The sequence below is a fragment of the Endozoicomonas sp. ALC020 genome (assembly GCF_049275935.1).
Classification (GTDB): domain Bacteria; phylum Pseudomonadota; class Gammaproteobacteria; order Pseudomonadales; family Endozoicomonadaceae; genus Endozoicomonas_A.
Map to the genome: position 1 here is coordinate 1,717,826 of NZ_CP184830.1, position 16,772 is coordinate 1,734,597.

At 44.0% G+C, this 16,772-nt stretch carries 14 protein-coding genes; 8 read left to right on the forward strand and 6 right to left on the reverse strand.

Annotation, left to right across the window (positions count from 1 at the left end; genetic code table 11):
* Positions 1-92 precede the first annotated feature (92 nt).
* From ACOJUO_RS05675 to ACOJUO_RS05690, 4 genes are all read left to right on the forward strand, one after another.
* Positions 93-1,181 (forward strand): HigA family addiction module antitoxin, encoded by a 1,089-nt coding sequence (locus ACOJUO_RS05675; RefSeq protein ID WP_422139203.1) that lies wholly within the window; start codon positions 93-95, stop codon positions 1,179-1,181.
* Between the two features lie 628 nt (positions 1,182-1,809).
* Positions 1,810-2,574 (forward strand): lipopolysaccharide kinase InaA family protein, encoded by a 765-nt coding sequence (locus tag ACOJUO_RS05680; protein WP_422135764.1) that lies wholly within the window; start codon positions 1,810-1,812, stop codon positions 2,572-2,574.
* A gap of 1 nt (position 2,575) precedes the next feature.
* A complete protein-coding gene (locus ACOJUO_RS05685; protein WP_422139204.1) occupies positions 2,576-3,523 on the forward strand; it encodes a lipopolysaccharide kinase InaA family protein in 948 nt (315 codons plus the stop codon).
* A complete protein-coding gene (locus tag ACOJUO_RS05690) occupies positions 3,520-4,446 on the forward strand; it encodes a glycosyltransferase family 2 protein (RefSeq protein WP_422139205.1) in 927 nt (308 codons plus the stop codon). Before ACOJUO_RS05685 ends, ACOJUO_RS05690 begins: the two co-directional genes overlap by 4 nt.
* Here ACOJUO_RS05690 and ACOJUO_RS05695 read toward each other — a convergent pair.
* Both ACOJUO_RS05695 and ACOJUO_RS05700 read right to left on the reverse strand, forming a co-directional pair.
* Positions 4,443-5,825, reverse strand: a complete 1,383-nt coding sequence (locus tag ACOJUO_RS05695; protein WP_422135767.1) for a PIG-L family deacetylase — start codon at positions 5,823-5,825, stop codon at positions 4,443-4,445. The two genes, ACOJUO_RS05690 and ACOJUO_RS05695, sit on opposite strands and share 4 nt — an antisense overlap.
* 34 nt (positions 5,826-5,859) lie before the next feature.
* Positions 5,860-6,996, reverse strand: a complete 1,137-nt coding sequence (locus ACOJUO_RS05700) for a glycosyltransferase (protein ID WP_422135768.1) — start codon at positions 6,994-6,996, stop codon at positions 5,860-5,862.
* Positions 6,997-7,109: 113 nt separating this feature from the next.
* Here ACOJUO_RS05700 and ACOJUO_RS05705 point away from each other — a divergent pair, with 113 nt between their 5' ends.
* From ACOJUO_RS05705 to ACOJUO_RS05720, 4 genes are all read left to right on the forward strand, one after another.
* On the forward strand, positions 7,110-8,495 hold the full coding sequence (locus ACOJUO_RS05705; protein WP_422139206.1) for an O-antigen ligase family protein: 1,386 nt from the start codon (positions 7,110-7,112) through the stop codon (positions 8,493-8,495).
* A gap of 101 nt (positions 8,496-8,596) precedes the next feature.
* On the forward strand, positions 8,597-9,601 hold the full coding sequence (locus ACOJUO_RS05710) for a glycosyltransferase family 2 protein (protein WP_422139207.1): 1,005 nt from the start codon (positions 8,597-8,599) through the stop codon (positions 9,599-9,601).
* A 490-nt stretch (positions 9,602-10,091) separates the two neighbouring features.
* Positions 10,092-10,331, forward strand: coding sequence for an acyl carrier protein (locus tag ACOJUO_RS05715; protein WP_422135771.1), 240 nt, complete (start codon positions 10,092-10,094; stop codon positions 10,329-10,331).
* Positions 10,332-10,356: 25 nt separating this feature from the next.
* Positions 10,357-10,632, forward strand: a complete 276-nt coding sequence (locus tag ACOJUO_RS05720; protein WP_422135772.1) for a BrnA antitoxin family protein — start codon at positions 10,357-10,359, stop codon at positions 10,630-10,632.
* A 60-nt stretch (positions 10,633-10,692) separates the two neighbouring features.
* On the opposite strand, the gene ACOJUO_RS05725 is transcribed toward ACOJUO_RS05720, so the two are convergent.
* The 4 genes from ACOJUO_RS05725 to ACOJUO_RS05740 form a co-directional block, all read right to left on the reverse strand.
* On the reverse strand, positions 10,693-11,547 hold the full coding sequence (locus ACOJUO_RS05725) for a hypothetical protein (RefSeq protein WP_422139209.1): 855 nt from the start codon (positions 11,545-11,547) through the stop codon (positions 10,693-10,695).
* A gap of 377 nt (positions 11,548-11,924) precedes the next feature.
* Positions 11,925-13,151: a pyridoxal-dependent decarboxylase, exosortase A system-associated gene (locus tag ACOJUO_RS05730; RefSeq protein ID WP_422139210.1), complete on the reverse strand. Its 1,227-nt coding sequence runs from the start codon at positions 13,149-13,151 to the stop codon at positions 11,925-11,927.
* The gene (locus ACOJUO_RS05735; protein WP_422139211.1) at positions 13,148-14,734 is read right to left on the reverse strand and encodes an acyl-CoA ligase (AMP-forming), exosortase A system-associated; all 1,587 of its coding nucleotides are present in this window, start codon (positions 14,732-14,734) and stop codon (positions 13,148-13,150) included. The genes ACOJUO_RS05730 and ACOJUO_RS05735 overlap by 4 nt, the downstream gene beginning before the upstream one ends.
* Before the next feature lie 96 nt (positions 14,735-14,830).
* Positions 14,831-16,510 (reverse strand): endonuclease/exonuclease/phosphatase family protein, encoded by a 1,680-nt coding sequence (locus tag ACOJUO_RS05740; protein ID WP_422139212.1) that lies wholly within the window; start codon positions 16,508-16,510, stop codon positions 14,831-14,833.
* Positions 16,511-16,772 lie beyond the last annotated feature (262 nt).

The following is a 16,772-nucleotide window of genomic DNA, read 5'->3' on the forward strand; positions in this document are numbered from 1 at the left end:
TGCTATTAATCTGACGGGGTTTTATAGACTGATATTCACCGTCGAGGGTGACACGCTGAATATCGCAATGATTGAAGAAGTGAGCAAGCACTATGATGACTGAACAGACTTACGTGTCCGATTTGGCCATTCCCCCGGGTGAGTATTTGGAGGAAGTGCTTGAAGAGATGGATATTACCCAAGCAGAGCTAGCTCGTAGAATGGGTCGACCTCCTCAAGCCATCAATGAGATTCTCAAAGGAGAAAAGGCTATCACACCAGAAACCGCTCTTCAGCTTGAGCAAGTTGTCGGTGTGCCTGCGTATTTCTGGAGCAATCTTGAGTCCGAATATCGCTTGGTAATGGCAAAGGTTGCAGATGAAAAGAAGGCAGAAGACGAGCTACAATTAGCTTCTGCCTACCCATATACAGAGATAGCAAAATTAGGCCTTGTTGAAAAAACAAGAAAACCTTTGGAGAAAGTCAAAGAACTCCGAAAATTTTTTGGTGTTTCCTCGCTCTTCCATATTACTTCTGTGAAGGAATACGCTCCTGCATTCAGGCAGAATAAGAAAGAAAGTACTTCTCATGAAGCTCTGGCAGCTTGGCTTAGAGCTGGCCATATTCTTGCGTCCAAAAAAGAAGTCAGGCAATTTGAAAAATTAAAACTTCAGCAATCTCTCCCGGTTTTGAGAGAGCTTACTTTTGAAACAGAGCCAAATACTCTGTTAGAAAAGCTGAGTAATTTACTTGCCGATTGTGGCATAGCGTTAGTTGTCATCCCGCATTTCTCAAAAACTTATACTACAGGTGCAACTTACTGGATAGGCAAAAGCAAGGCTGTAATAATGATGTCTATGAGAGGTAGTTGGTCTGATATATTTTGGTTTAGTTTAATGCATGAAATTGGACACATTTTGCTACATGATAAAAGAATCACATTCTTGGAAAATGATTCTAAAGATCAACAATATATCAGACAAGAGTCTGAAGCAGATAAATTTGCACAGACAACATTAATTCCTGAAAGTGAATACTCTGCTTTCTTGAAAGAAGGGGTTTTCACTAAAGCTGCTATCAGCCAATTCTCTCAAGCAATAGGCATTTTTCCCGGTATTATCTCTGGACGCCTTCAATACAACAAAAAGCTACCTCACACTTCTAATTTCCACAGAGTTCGCTTCAAGTGGCAAAACCCCTAACATATATGAGCCGTAACTCTCTCTGTCAAAGGCAAATAACTGCCCCTTGGCAAAACAGGAGCCAAAGTCATCCAGTTGAACACTGACGGAATCCTGTAATAACACACCGGTTGGCAATGCTGTCGCTTCGCTCGAGAGCACTTATACCGTGATTGGTGCGAAACCACCCGGGATATTATCAGCTCCATGTGCCGTATTGAGATTGGTGATAAAGGCTACTACCTGAAACGATATACCAGAGGCGTGAAACAGCATGCCTTTGAGAGAAGCTCTGGAACAATATATGAACCGGTGAAAAACAGCAGAAATGAAAACGACAAAACTGTACAAACGAATGCGCCGAAAAGAAATGGGGCATAGATGCTGACAAAATCCAATTGGTCATACAACTCGTTCCCACGCTCTGCGTGGGAATGCATACCTCCCCTGAAAAGCGTACTCTGCAGCGCGAGATAGGTATGGGTTCGCTGGAGCATGGGAACCAGAGTTTTGCGACAGCCTCTTTAGGCGGGGAGGATGTCAACACTACGATTCCTGATGAGAAAAACCGTTTGGAATCCCCATCTGCACTGAAATATCCAAGCTTTGAACTTGTGAAGATTCCGCCCAGTTATGGGCCATGTAGAATATGCGCATTCCTTTTTTGATGTCGTCCAGTTGGACATTGTCGGAATCCTACAATGACACGCCGGTTGGTAATGCTTTCTCTACGCTCGAGAGCACGTTTGCCATGACCGGCGTTGAAATTACCCGGGATATCATCAGCTCCATGTGCCGCACCGAAATTGATGGTAAAGGCTACTATCTCAAACGATATACCGGGGGCGGAAAAAATCTTCGCCGTTACATTGGCAGAAGTCGTATCCGGGGTGAGTGGGAAAGTATGCTGTTTTTCCATGAACACGGTATTCCTGCAGCTAAAGTGGTCGCTTATGGGCAGGAGATCCAATGGGGTGTCATGACGCGCGGTGCTCTGGTGACTGAAGAGGCTCCCAATACACTGGATCTTCGCCAGATGGTCAGAGACAGTATTCCCTGGCTAAAAGATCGGATCTGGATAGCCAAAGTTATTGAACAATTAGCGCCAGCCGTCAGGACCATGCATAGCCAGAGCTTCATCCATACTGATCTCAAATGGCGAAATATTCTGGTTTCCCAGAATGAAGAGCCTGAAATCTGTTTCATTGACTGTCCTGCTGGCCAGAAGGTTCTTCCCTTTTTCCTGGAGCGAGGCATTATCAAAGACCTGGCCTGTTTGGATAAGATGGGCAAGCAGCATCTTACACGCACTCAACGGCTAAGATTTTATCGGCTCTATTGTGGAGGCCGACTGAGGGCAAGTGACAAGGTTCGAATCCGCAAAATCCTCAACTTCTTTGAAGGAAGGGAGTGATATGCCTGATCCATTCCTTCAGAAATGGCAGTCACTGAGCTCTGATTCCGAAAAGTCCGAGTTTATCCGCCACGCCATGGTGGCTAATGAACGCCCTGAACATTTTGCCGAACTACCACCCAAGTTTGATCGCCTCCTTGAGACGCATAAAGCCCCACTCGAACTGTTGAAGGAAATACAACGTATTCGCAAGCAGAAAGAATTAAAGCTGGAAGAATGTCTAAAGCCCAGGAGAGGATTTAGTTATCAGAAGTCCTGGTTTCAGTTGGCTATTACCGATCAGAGAGATGAATGCCCGGAGCTTTCAAACCTTCTTGCTGACCCCGACCCCTTTATCCGACAAGGCCATATCATTAAGACAGGAAAAGCCACGACCGTTGCTGTTGTGACATTCGGGAAAAAACAGTATTTCATCAAAAGGTACAATTCAAAAGGGTTTCTCTATAGCCTGACTCGCAGCCTTATTCCATCAAGAGCAGCTGTAACCTGGCATGCTGCTCAGTTACTGGAGAGCATTGGCATCCCGACGGCACGGCCCGTCGCTCTCCTGGAAAAGCGCTGGGGGCCTTTTAAACAGACCAGCTATGTTATTCATGAATATGTCGAAAGTATTCATGCTATGAAATATTTTGCTGAAGGCGCTGAGCCTCAGCCTGAATGGCCTGCGGTTGCTCAGGAAATAGATGACATCCTTTATACCTTGAAACGATCTCTGATTATTCATGGTGACCTGAAAGGACAGAATTTCATTATTCAGAATCACCAGCCTTTATTGATAGATCTGGACTCTTTAACCAGCTATCCTTGCTCGTCTACCTATTTCAGGCAATACCCCAAAGATCTGGCACGCTTCGCCCGAAACTGGAAAGATGAACCTCAAGCCCGTACTTTCTTTACACCTGTCATCAACCAACTCAGCAAGGATATTGTCGATCCTTCCTCATTATGACTGTCCCATTATTCAGTATTGTCATACCCTGCTATAACTACGCCCATACTCTGAAGCGCTCTGTAAAATCTGTCATAGAGCAAAACTGCAAGGACTATGAGCTACTGATCATTAATGATGGTTCCAAAGACAATACGGAAGAGGTCATTAGCGAGTTGACCGTACAATACCCGAACACTTTTCGGGCCATTACTCAACCTAATAAAGGTTTGGCTGCCACAAGAAACTGCGGCGTTTTAGAGACCTCTGGCCAATATTTAATGTTTCTTGATGCCGATGATGAGCTGGCCGAAAACGCTCTTGAAAGTCTGAGTCAAGCCATTGATTCACGCCCTGATGCAAGAATGGTAATTGGTGCTCATATTGCTGTAGAACCGGACGGGAGAGAACGCTTTCGACCCAGACCAAAGGCTCCAGAAGATAATGCAGCCCTCTTCAAAATGTATCTTTTGAAAGATGAACTCCCTATCGCCAATGGTGCAACGGCCATGCACAGGGAGATCTTTGACGGGTACCAGTACCCTGCTCACTTCAGATGTGTTGAAGACATACCCATGTTTGCCTATGTGCTGGCTAACTATCCATGCATCACACTTAACAAGCCTGTTGCTAAAATACACAAACACGACGACAGCATGAGAAACGACGTGACGCTGGACCTTTCTGTTGGCCTGGATCTTATTGATGAGGTGTTCAGCACGGAAAGAATACCTTGGCGCTTTATGTCACTGAAACCAATGTACGAAACCAGACGACTGCTCTCTATTTTCAGATCACTCTACATTGCTGGTGACTACCGACAAGCCCTTAAGTATTACTGGCAAGCAATCAGTCGATCACCTTTTACTTTTTTTGAACCGAGTTACTTCAGAAAAGCATTGAGAGCTCTGCTATTCAGCTGGAAAGGACCAACAAGGCGTTAATAGAAGAACAACTCATTAGTTCTGATTGCCTTTCGGAAAAACTCATCTTCACCATAGTCTGGCTGATAACGCTTGATCAGAGCTTTTTGCAGGCACTTTCTCAACCACTTTTTGAATCGGACAGGCCTTCGCAGGTCATGGTTCATCTCTATGGCCATAATCTTATTTTTTTGCTCTGAGTCATTCAGGGTGTAGGAGAATGCTCCCGACAGTTTCACTGCATCGCCAGTGACAGGGGGCAGGGATACAATGGAACCAGAAGGACCAAACGGGTACATATCTGTATTGGCCAAGTGGTTGGCGTAATACATGAAAAAAACATCTGTCCGCCGACTATTTATAATCGCTTCTTGGATCGCCGCAGTACTATATCGATGATCCTGATGAGCATCTACATTAAGGTGTGGTGTCACCACATAGTCAGGCTTAAAGAGGGCGACCAGCTCTGCAAGGTCATCAACCAGCTGCTGCCAGCTGGCTGTGCCATGGTTATCAGAAGCCAGTTTGATATGATTAAACTCCCGAAAAACCCTGGTATCCGATACCCCTGCATACTCAGATGAAATGGTTTGCTCTGGGCTGTCGTACATTTTCTTTAAATGCTTGCAAAAGTAGCCCAGCTGAATAACACGATCACTCTTCAGTCCTGCCCATTGTGGCACCATGATACTGTCCCAGGCTCTTACCCTGCCCTTCATAATGGCAGCCTGTTTATTATCACTGATGTAGCGATCAAAAGTTTCTGGTTCAGCCTCTCCGGCGGTAATGGTTACAACAAGACTGTCGGTATTTTTATAGAGACCGAAAGCCGCAATTTCGGCATCATCCGCGTGGGGTGAGATAAATAAAACTTTTTTGCCCACCAGATCAGGCTTTTTAAAAGCAATCAGTTCGGCATTTTTTTTGTCAAATCGACAATGCCTGCCACTGAGACTCAGTGTCTCTGCATACTCCAACGCTTCTATAGCAGGGGTTAGATTGATATAACGGAAGCCTTTACAACTGCGCTCAAAGAACTGGGCGTACTTCTGACCATTGGATAGAATCCTCAGAGCAGGATCAAAAAGCTTTCCGGAAAATTTCGCACTGATCTTAACTCTGAGAAAAACAGTGTGCCCCCCCGTTCTTAATGATTCAGGTAACATCAAAACAGAGTCATTAAACACGGCTTGCTGGCTATCTTTGCTATCGACTTCCCACTGATAATCACAGCGTCGTCGATAGTAAATATGATCTGCAAAAAATAGCCCGTGTAAAATATAGGCCATAAAGAAAAGCATTATCCAAAGCCAGCTGGTGTATAGGTACATGCCTGCACCAATTACAGCCAGCACCGCAAAAATGCCTGATAGTTCCAAAGCTCTGAATAACGATTTCATATTTCAATTTAATCAGTTTTTTATTACGTATGGCTCAACTTTTTCGGGTTAGCATCTTATCCAACAGATCGTGATAGGACTCACGAAAATCATTAATATTGTGTCTTGTACAAAGTGCCTCGTAGAGATGACGACCTTCTTCTGCCATAGCAGCAGGTGGCAGTGAAAGATAATATTCCATGGCCTTAGCCAAACTCTCTGGATCACCCGCTTTAGTAACCTGCCCTAAACCTTCTATGTAAGGTTTTATGGTATCTATATCTGAACCTATGATGGGTAAAGCACCCGACATGCCCTCCAATAACGCGAGGGGCAGACCTTCTGTGAAGGAAGGCAGAGTGAAGACATCAAATGCCTTAACATATTTGATGGCTTCTTCTCTCTTTCCAAGCAGGAAAACACTGTTTTGCAAACCAAGGTTATTGATCTGCTGCCTGAGGTTTTGTTCTTCCTCACCCCAACCAATGATGGCCACTGCAGCAGCCGGATATTTCCGGTAAATGTTAGCCAGAGCATCAATCATTACAGCATGACCTTTAATCTCGACCAATCGACCTATAGTGCCAAAAATAAAACGATCCTCAGGCAGCCCCAGTTCCAGCCTCGCCTGCTCACGGCTTAGCTGTATCGAAACGGCCTGTTCAATATCAATAGCATTACTGATCACTGCCGTATTGCTCTCATTCAAGCGGTTTATAGTGTTCATAAGATAGCTCTGAACCGGCTTTGATACCCCTACAAAGCACCAGCGTTCATCAGCCAATCTGTTTACCAGTTTTTGCCGATAAGAGCGGTCATAATCACCAAAACCATGGGCGATACTGATAAAAGCTTTTGTATTCAGCTTCCTGGCAAGGTTGAGCATGATGTGAGTCGGTTTGAAGCGATGGCATATGATGCCGTCAAAATGATGTTCTCGACAAAAGCGTAACAGTCTTCGTACAGCAAACCAGCGTCGAATCCCTTTGAGCTGCTTACTACTAAAATCAAAATAGACCGATTTTCCGGCAGCGCTAACAGGTTGACCCGCTTCTGGCTTTCCTTTCAGAAAGGCTGTTGTAATTTCGTACTGGTCAGATGGCAGCGCCTTGATGATTTGCTCTGCCAAGTCAGAAGACATGACATTAAAGCTGTTCTGAAGCTGTAAAATCTGCTTCTTGCGTTCAGTCATTGCTCTACCAAATAAAGAAAAAGCGAAGGATATGCTTATATTCGCTGTATTTCTAGTCAAATCTTCAGCCTGGAAAATACTTAGCCAGTGGTGGTCTAAAGAGCCAGCATATAGTGTTAAAATTTTATATTTTTTTATTTATGAATATATCGCTACAAGATAAAACCAACCACATTATTTTAAAATGGATTATTCCATTTGGTATGATTGTTTTCCTAACAGGGCAGATCATACTTCCAAACAACAGTTCACATATCTCTCAAACTTATACTTGGCTTATTCTTCCTGCATTTATACTGCTCTTCACTTCGGGCAAGGAAGTATTCAAAGAACATAGGGTCAATACCTTAGCAATATTGACCCTATGTTTTATCGTTCTGTACACTCTATCCTTTTTATGGTCCGACACAGATGAAGATGCAGGTAGGTTTATCAAAGATGGTATATACATTGTATTATTTATATTCAGCATATATATGCTAATTCGTTCAGATTATTGGGACTTCAGCCGAATACTCGAAACATCAGCACTAATAATCTCTATTGGTGCAGCTATTTCATTATTGAATCACTTCTTTATTCTGGATGCACCCATCGGAGTTCGAGAATATAGAATCAGTAACATGGGTGACTGGGGCTTTGGAAATCTTGACAACCCAATCCCTGCCGCCATCTATTACGGATCATTTTCAGCTATTTTATTTGTGCTTTTTTCGGATAGAAAATCATCAAAAGCCAGATCTTTCTTAAAGTTAATTTCTTTATTAGTACTTAATACCTATGTCATGTTTACCTGGTCCAGAGGCCCCATAATCTCATTATTCTTATCTTATTTTCTTTCATGGATTCTTATAAAGAATAAAAAATCAACCATTGCGCTACTAGCTATAACAATTTCAAGTTCTTTGATTTACTTTTCTGACCAAATATCGACAGGCATTTCAGACACATTAAACAATAGACAGTCAACTTATACCACTAACGAAATAGAACTTGTCTCATCTGGAATAATTGCAACTGGTTCAAAGTTTAAATTCATGGAGTCATTAGAAGAATCAGAGGATTTTCTCAATAAAACATTTAGTGAAAGGGGAAGCATTTGGCTTACAACCTACAAAAGGTCTCTTGAAAGGTTTTGGTTTGGTCACGGTGCCGGAGCAAAATTTCAAATACCATACAATCAAAATAGAACTATAGCCTTTCACGCTCATAATATATATCTTCAAGTATTCTATGAGCTAGGTTTTATTGGCTTATTTTTGTTTGCATTTTTATTATGTTTACTGATTAAAAACCTATATACCAGTAGAGAAAACATCAATACTAAAATTGCAATTGCTTTGCTGTGCATAGGACTTTTTTCTTACATAACCGATGTAAGCAAAATTTTCACAAAACCACATATATACTGGATTAATTTCTGGCTACCTCTAGGAATAGGAATAGCTATTAAAATGAAAATTAGTGCTTCGCCCTTAACTTTTTCAAGAAATCAGTAAGAATTTATATAAATTGATTAAAAATAAGTAACAAAGAATCTGGGGTTAACACATTCTCTATCTAATAAAGGATTTTTCCCCAATGCGGATAAAGTTTATCAATGAACACACAAGAAAATCTTATTAGTGTAATTATACCCGCTTTCAATTCTGAGCTTTACATTGAAGATTGCTTAATTTCAATAATAAACCAAACCTATAATAACATTGAGATAATAGTTATCAATGATGGCTCCACTGATAAAACAAAAGATATTATTTTAAAAATACAAGACCGGGAAAAGAGAATAAAGTATTTAGAGCAAGAGAATTTTGGAGTATCGCAAGCTAGAAACAGAGGCTTATCAGTTGCTTCGGGATCTTATATTGCTCTTATAGATTCTGATGATATATGCTATCCGTTCAGACTAGAAGATCAAATCAACTACATGAAATCAAATAATATTGATGTTTGTGGTTCATGGATAAAAGAGTTCAATACTAAGAAAAACAAAATAAAGTCTTATCCAGAGAAAGATAACAGCCTAAAGTTCAATTACTTTTTTTTCGGAAAAACTATACCTTGCTCTACAGTAATGATGAGCGCGGAGTCAATAGAAAATTTACAATTCGATAGTTCTATAGACTTTGCTGAAGACTACGATTTCCTAATGAGAACTATAACAGAAAGTAGATGTCAGTTAGGAATCATTAAAAAGCCATTAGTGAAATACAGAATACATTCAAATCAATTTTCTAAAAAGCTAGTAGAAAAAAACAAATCCGCCCTAACTAGCTCCATAAAAAGAAACTCAGAAAATTTCGGCTATTCATTTAAAGAAAAAGAAATTTTTTTTCATTACGAAGTAATAAAAAACAAACATAAAATCAGCAGAGATGAGTTCAAAGAATACAAACATACTTTAGAAAGACTGTATAATCTTGCCAGTATTTTTTGCAACTGCAGGAGTAACTTCTCATATTTTTTATATCGACTAATAAAGAACAATCCAGAGATAAAAAATGACATAAAATGCTGGGCTTATAAAAAAGGATTCAAAATACCAAATACAATCACCGTCATAGCTTACAATCTTTTCTTGAAAATCACCAATCAAAGATATTAGAAAAATGCGCTTAGACAATTTCTGGCTAATTTCCTAGCCATCAGTTGGCCTGGTAATTAGAGAAAAATACAAATCGTACCCCTCAAATAATGAGTTGTATGATGATTTGGACGGAGCCTCTTTACGGAGCAATCGCCTTATGAGCCCAGCTCATCCTATTCTGCTACCAAAACCAGTACTTCGTTCAAACAGCAGAGAAACACCATAGCCTGAAAATTGCCTCTCTGGAAGTGATTGCATGAAGAAATGGCTAGATTAATGAGTCAGATTTTCAAGAGCTGGCGGCAGGCCTTTTGATAAAGTGGTTATGGACGTTATTTACTGTCCTCAATAAACTGAGCCAAACTCAAAAAGCCAACCAGAATGCAGCAGACTTGCCAACATATCCGGCTTGATGCCAACCCCGAAACTCTATAGAGTTGCCCCTCTGATTTATTTCTACAGACTGTTCAAGGGCCGGGCTCCAGATCGGCAGTACCAGGAAATATAAATGGCACACATTGACGAACTCAAAACGATACTGGCGGAAGTGCTGGAAGTCGACACCCAGGCCTTTGACAAAGAGACCCAGCTTTTGGGCGCTCTTCCTGAGTTTGACTCCATGGCTGTAGTGGGTGTGATCACTGCTATGGAAGAGTCTTTTGGCATCAACGTAGCAGATGATGATATTGATGCGACCATCTTCGAAACGGTTGGTAGTTTGTTGGGCTATATTGATCAGGCTTCCTGAGTCATTTTTTGTACCGAAACAGGCTATGAGCGATACACGAAAACGACCTGATTTCAAAACCGAGGAAGAAGAGCGAGCATTCTGGGAACACCACGACTCAAGTGGTTATGTGGACTGGTGCAAGGCTGAAGCTGTTACCTTGCCGAACCTGAAGCCTTCAACCAAGGCCATAACCTTACAACTGCCGGAAAGCTTGCTGGACGGCATCAAACAAGAGGCCAACAAAAGAGATATGCCTTATCAATCACTGATTAAATACTGGCTGGCCAATGAGATCAGGCGAAGCCAAGGCACGATCTAAGCTTACAAAACCACCAACTCAAACAATTCCTACAGCCCTATAGCAACAAAATGCAGCACTTCAGTTTGTTGCCAACACCACCAATTCTGAGTAACTGGCATTCACCCTGTCTGCCGGAATGCTGCCTCTATATTGCTTCGGTTGAGAAAAGCGTTTCAAACGAGACAGCAACAATCGTTTACCAGCCAGCCACCGCTCATCAACCTGTAATGCCTTAACACTCAATGCTTTACAGAGAGGCCATCGCACCTGGCTGATGGTTTCTCTGAACAGTTCGACATCGCCTAGCCGGTGTATGTGACCTCGATTTAAACGACGAGTAATCAATAAATAACAGACACGATCCTCCTTCCTGATCACGCACTGCCTAACATCCAAAGGAAGATGAGCATCAAAACATCGACGCTCCTGCTCATTCAATAGTTTTCTCACCTTCTCTGGATCAGTGACCAACTCTGGAGAATGCATAAAAGATGGCCATGGATAAATGACTCTGGCGTGGGTATCAAGATCCTTAAACCCAAGTCTTTTATAAACGGCATAGGCCTCAGGTGAAGAGGTCAGGCTGGTGAGCACCACGGACTTTTTACGCAAAAAAGGCATCAATAGCATCAAGGAGGAACTGCGATATGCTTCATCAACAATCCATGCTGTCAGGTTACAGGTAACCTGCCTCTGCCCGTCAACAATTTCCTCAGAATAGAGCCCGCCAAGAAAACCCACTATCCTTTCACCAGTATCCAGTACGTAACCCGGTGACCAATTCTCCTGTCCCCAAAGATTAGTAAACAGCCTTTTCCATATGGCTTCTGTATATCGTGTGCTGTTTAGCTGCCTTAACAAAGGATAAACCCGGGCAAAATCCTCAGTCACCGCCTCACGTACTTTAGCTTTTGGTTTATCTTTTGCAGACATAAGATGAGTAATTCCCTGACATAAGGACGGCTGAGAAAGTCTTGATCGGTCATCAGAAAAGTCAGCCCCCTGAACGTTTTTTTATACGAAATCTGACATAGCATCCCAGCTTTCCCCAATTGGGGAAATAACATCATCCATCTGACACCGGGAAGTTATGTTGTTTAGTCTGTTCCTGGCCTCACTCCGCCCATCTGGCTCAGGGATAATACGGGAGACAGTTTTGCCATCCCTGAACAGGGCAAGGCTATCTCCGCTAATGACCCGGGAAAGCCAAACTTGCAAGTTTTCTCGAAATTCCGACACCTCTACCTGAACAGTTTTCATACTTCCTCATCTGTTTTATTCTCAAACCCGTTGCTATCGACTGACCCATCTCAAATCAGAATCTCTTTCACTTCGGGATGACTCAAAAACTTCTGCGGACTGGCCGTGGCTCCATAGGCGCCTGACTGAAGTACAACAACCAGATCACCCACTTCGGCTACAGGCAACTCCAGCTTGGCCCCAACAATATCCAGAGGCGTGCACAAAGGTCCAACGATCTCAACGATTTCTTTCTCTTCAGATGCGATCCGATCAGCAATCAGCACGGGGTAGTTTTTACGGATAACCTGACCAAAATTGCCAGAGTTCGACAGGTGATGATGCAGTCCGCCATCGGTCATCAGGTAGGTTTGCCCCCTGGATTTTTTTTTATCCGTAATCTGGCAGAAGTAGTAACCCGCTTCACCAACCAGATATCGGCCTAACTCCATGACTATCTCGGCATTTTGTAATCGGCCTGAGCGAGCCCCCATCAGCTTTTTCAGATGTTCAGCAACAGGGACAACATCCAGCGCCTGCTCACCCGGAAAATAGGGAATCCCCAGTCCGCCACCTATGTTGACATGCCGAACCGGAACAGGAGCCAACTCACAAAGTCGTGCAGCCAACTCAAATGTTTTCCCATGAGCATCTATCAACGCATCCGGATTCAGATTCTGTGACCCGGAATAAATATGAAAACCATAAAAGTCTACTTTTTCGGTATCCAACCCGGATAACACGTCAGGCATTAATTCTGCATCTATACCAAACTGCTTCGGGCCTCCGGCCATTTTCATGCCAGAAGACTTGAGTTCAAAATCAGGATTGACGCGAAAAGCGATCTTGGGCTTTATCTGCAACTCAGAGGAAAGCTGGTAAAGCCTCTCCAGTTCCAAACTGGATTCAACATTAATCACGATATTGGCTGCCACAGCTGCCCTGAGTTCTTCGACTCTTTTCGCTGGCCCGGCAAAGCTAATTGACTCAGGATCAATACCCGAACTTATTGCGACCATCATTTCCCTCTGGGAAGCCACATCCAGACCATCCACAAGACCTGCCAGATGATAAACAACTGCGGGCATTGGGTTTGCTTTAATCGCATAATGCAACTTTAGGTCAGAAGGCATCACCGAACGTAGGGACTGAACTCGCTCAGTGAGAGACTTTCTGTCGTATATGTAACAAGGTGTTCCGCCAGCCATGGTCACTAGCTGCTGAGCAGGACGGCCAGCGACCTGAAGATGATTATTCCTGACTGAAATTCTCTGCAGACGATCATGCTGCTTGCTCATTTACTTTCTCCGGATACAAACAGATTTTCATACTCTGCAGCCAAGGCTTTTCGATCTATTTTGCCGTTAGGATTTCTGTCTAAGGCACTTTGAGTAATAACCCGCAAAGGCACCATGTAGGTTGGCATGTGTTTTTGGAAATACTTGATAACTGCTTTCTCTTCAACAGGCTCATCTGTCGCAGATACCACGATAAGTACGATAGCCTGACCCAGCTGGTCATGGGAAACACCAATAGCAGCCGCTTCCAATACCATTTCAGATGCGTACATTAGCTCTTCAAGCTCACTGGGACTTACCCGATAGCCAGACGTCTTGATCATGTCATCTTTGCGGCCGACGAAATACAAATAACCGTCTTCATCCTGAGTAACAGTATCACCCGACCAGACAGCCAGCTCAGGGGTTGGAATTTCTTGAATCGACAAAGGCACGGGTTTGAAACGCTCTTTGGTTCGCTCAGGATCATTCCAATAGCCCAGTGCCACCAGACTTCCCCGATGCACCAGTTCTCCCGGCTCATGGGGTTTACAGGGTAGTCCATGCTCATTGATAACCAGTAATTCAGCATTGGGAATGGCTCTGCCCATAGAGCCTGGACGACGGTCCACGTCTTCGGGTGGCAGATAACTCGATCGAAAGGCTTCTGTCAGGCCATACATTAAATAAGGTGAAGCCTGTGGCAATTTATTTCTAAGCGCATCCAGGGTTGACGATGGCATGGCTCCACCAGAATTCGTGAAATACCTCAAACTCTCTGCGGCTTCTTCAGGCCAGCTCATTTCAGAAAGCTGTACCCAAAGGGGTGGCACCAGAGCCAGGCCGGTAATGTTCTGCTGAGCCACTTGTTTGATGATATCTACGGGCAGCAGATACTCCAGCAGATAACAGCTGGCACCAGAGGCAAAGGCGGTGGTTAATTGACTGAAACCATAGTCAAAACTAAACGGTAGTACACACAGGAGCCGGTCATGATGGGTATTTTCGAGATATTCAGAGACACTATAAGCCCCGGTCACCATATTGCGATGAGAAAGCACGACCCCCTTGGGCTTACCGGTACTTCCGGAGGTATAGAGAATCGCAGCCATATCCATATCAATAGAGGGGGGTTGCAACCAGGTGTTCTCTTCCTTCAGGAAATCTGACCAGGCAACAACCTGAACAGGACTTTCCTCTTCAGAGTGCCCATCCACCAAAACAATATGACTCAAATCGTGACAATCGGTCAGGCAGGCCTCAATCTGCTTGAAGCGAGCCTTATTAGTAATCAGAACACTGGCCTTGCAATCCGTCAGAATATGCAACACCTGAGGTGCTTTTAACACCGGATTGACAGGAACCATGACGCCACCGGCCGCCGTTGTTCCAAAATAACTGAATACTGCTTCAGCGGTTTTTGGCAGATAAACAGCGACTCTTTCGTGCCTCGATAATCCCAGACCCTGCAAGCCTGAAGCCACACTTTTTACATGCAGGGCAACCGAAGCATAATCATACCACTGAGATTTAATCCCCAGAGCCTGAGACAGAGGTGCTTTTTCGGCCTGATCAAACAGTAATTGATGTAACAGCTGGCTCATGCATGAATCCGTAATACCTTTGCAGACCAACTATTGTAACAAACATGGATTTTGGAAAGCACGACTTGTAAAAAACCGCATTTCAGAAATTGAGGTTTACCCAGTGTCCGACCCAGACGTTCCGGAAACAGGATTCATACTTTGCCTGACTATTTTTTCGAGCTGGTTAAGCTCGTTCACAATCAAAGATTCCCTTTTGTACTGATCCCTGAGTTTAGCAATTTTACGCAAGGGATTGACGCCTGCGAACTCTGGATCACGTATATTCTCACTTATCTGATCACTAGGTTGATGACCATAGGCATGCTTCAGTTTATTAACCAGTTCCCTGACCTCCAGGGCGTTAAAATCCTCCGGCTTCAAACTGGCAATGGCATCAGAAAATCCTTCTGTTTCCCGGTAGATAACCGAAACTGGCAAATGGTCAGATAGCCCGCTTTCCAGGTTATTATTAATATCAAGTCCCATTTGCCGTATTTCTGCATGGGCTGCCCATTTTTCTTCAGAGTCCCCATACACCATCTGGTAGTCATAAATACACTGCATTGCCACCTTGGGATGTTCTTTCCAGCGCCTGCTGCCCCAGGATTTATGCATTCTGTTTCCGGCTCCAAGATACCATGTGCCATTCGGCTCCAGACGATCTTTCGGCTCGATCGTTTCCTGATCGCTATCGACAAAAAATGACTCGCTGCGGTCAAGCAGCCGAGTATCATTTCCTTTATCATGGGTGTGGTAGTAACTGTTGGAGAACTTTTCCCCCAGTGCCTGCATGGCGTTTTCATACTCCGACTTTTTACTCATTACCCCCTGCTCGTCTGACCGTGCGCTGTTCAGGTCTCCCATCAGGAAGGTGCCATGATGATGTACGTCATTACGCCTGTCGTTATTGCTATCCTCCTCAACCCAGTCTCTTACCTGAAGCAACTCCTCATAGCGAATCGTCTCATAGGTTTTTCCGTCTTTGGCCTGAAGGTGCGTATTATAAACCACGGCCGTTTTATCGTTACCGAGATCCAGCACGATCCGCAGCAATCCTTTATTGGCCAGCTGGTCTTCTGCAGCCAGATCAGAGAATGGCCGGAATGTTGCCTCCTTTACGGGATATTTGCTGGCAATGGCCAGACCACTACTCAATCCGGTTTCACGGGGGGCAACACTGTGAACAATATGATGGTAGTGACCACTGAGATCCTTACAGAGCTGCTTTGTCGCCTGCTGGTCAAACGCCTCCTGAAAGCAGACAACATCAGGAGCAACGTCAGGATTGCGGGTTAATGCTTCGGCAATCTCATGACTGCGCTGCTGTGATGAGCGCAGGTCGTTCAGATTACGGATAAACGAGGGCATCAGGCCAATGTTATAGGTCATCAAATGCAGGCCCCGCTCAGGATCATAAACGGTGGGTGGAACTGCAGACTGAATCAGGGAAATTTCGTTCCTGAACAGATTGCCGATCATGCGCAGGGAGAATCCCATCATTCCTAATGCCAGCGAGGGCACCAGAAATAGTGTAACTGCAGTCGCCCGGGCTACTTTCCTGGCCCACAGTGGTACATTTTGCTTCTGTTTTTCACTCTCGGAAGTCGTGTTGCTTTTGCCCGGCCGTTCATGGGCAAAAAGCTTTGTTGCCGAATCGGCGACCAGCGAAACCGGTCGGGACAGAAACCGGCCAATATAATGGCAACCACGACCAAAGCGGTTGTGAGAATAAACATAGTCATTATCTCTGGGTAGATAATGGGTCTGTGCTTTAGATGGCTGGACTGCAGGCATACAGTTTCCTCTGGTTAGTCTGCTGCTTATATCCGCCATCGACAATTACTCTTGCCACTTAATGGCTTTCGTACCGTTTTTTCCTTGGAACTGCCTGCGCCAGCTGGAAAATGTCACTCCCGGGTATTTTTTAAGTTAGAAACAGTGAGACGACAATTACATGACTGTCAGGACTGGTTCTTGCGAATGGGATGTGTATGGGATCTGATCCAGACCATTAGAAAGTTCGGGAGAAATCACTCCTCAGATCAATGATCTGGTA

Excerpts from the sequence above, each read along its gene's own strand:
- ACOJUO_RS05675 (WP_422139203.1), top strand. The coding sequence starts at position 93 with ATGATGACTGAACAGACTTACGTGTCCGATTTGGCCATTCCCCCGGGT.
- ACOJUO_RS05680 (WP_422135764.1), top strand. The coding sequence starts at position 1,810 with ATGCGCATTCCTTTTTTGATGTCGTCCAGTTGGACATTGTCGGAATCC.
- ACOJUO_RS05685 (WP_422139204.1), top strand. The coding sequence starts at position 2,576 with ATGCCTGATCCATTCCTTCAGAAATGGCAGTCACTGAGCTCTGATTCC.
- ACOJUO_RS05690 (WP_422139205.1), top strand. The coding sequence starts at position 3,520 with ATGACTGTCCCATTATTCAGTATTGTCATACCCTGCTATAACTACGCC.
- ACOJUO_RS05695 (WP_422135767.1), bottom strand. The coding sequence starts at position 5,825 with ATGAAATCGTTATTCAGAGCTTTGGAACTATCAGGCATTTTTGCGGTG.
- ACOJUO_RS05700 (WP_422135768.1), bottom strand. The coding sequence starts at position 6,996 with ATGACTGAACGCAAGAAGCAGATTTTACAGCTTCAGAACAGCTTTAAT.
- ACOJUO_RS05710 (WP_422139207.1), top strand. The coding sequence starts at position 8,597 with ATGAACACACAAGAAAATCTTATTAGTGTAATTATACCCGCTTTCAAT.
- ACOJUO_RS05715 (WP_422135771.1), top strand. The coding sequence starts at position 10,092 with ATGGCACACATTGACGAACTCAAAACGATACTGGCGGAAGTGCTGGAA.
- ACOJUO_RS05720 (WP_422135772.1), top strand. The coding sequence starts at position 10,357 with ATGAGCGATACACGAAAACGACCTGATTTCAAAACCGAGGAAGAAGAG.
- ACOJUO_RS05725 (WP_422139209.1), bottom strand. The coding sequence starts at position 11,547 with ATGTCTGCAAAAGATAAACCAAAAGCTAAAGTACGTGAGGCGGTGACT.
- ACOJUO_RS05730 (WP_422139210.1), bottom strand. The coding sequence starts at position 13,151 with ATGAGCAAGCAGCATGATCGTCTGCAGAGAATTTCAGTCAGGAATAAT.
- ACOJUO_RS05735 (WP_422139211.1), bottom strand. The coding sequence starts at position 14,734 with ATGAGCCAGCTGTTACATCAATTACTGTTTGATCAGGCCGAAAAAGCA.
- ACOJUO_RS05740 (WP_422139212.1), bottom strand. The coding sequence starts at position 16,510 with ATGCCTGCAGTCCAGCCATCTAAAGCACAGACCCATTATCTACCCAGA.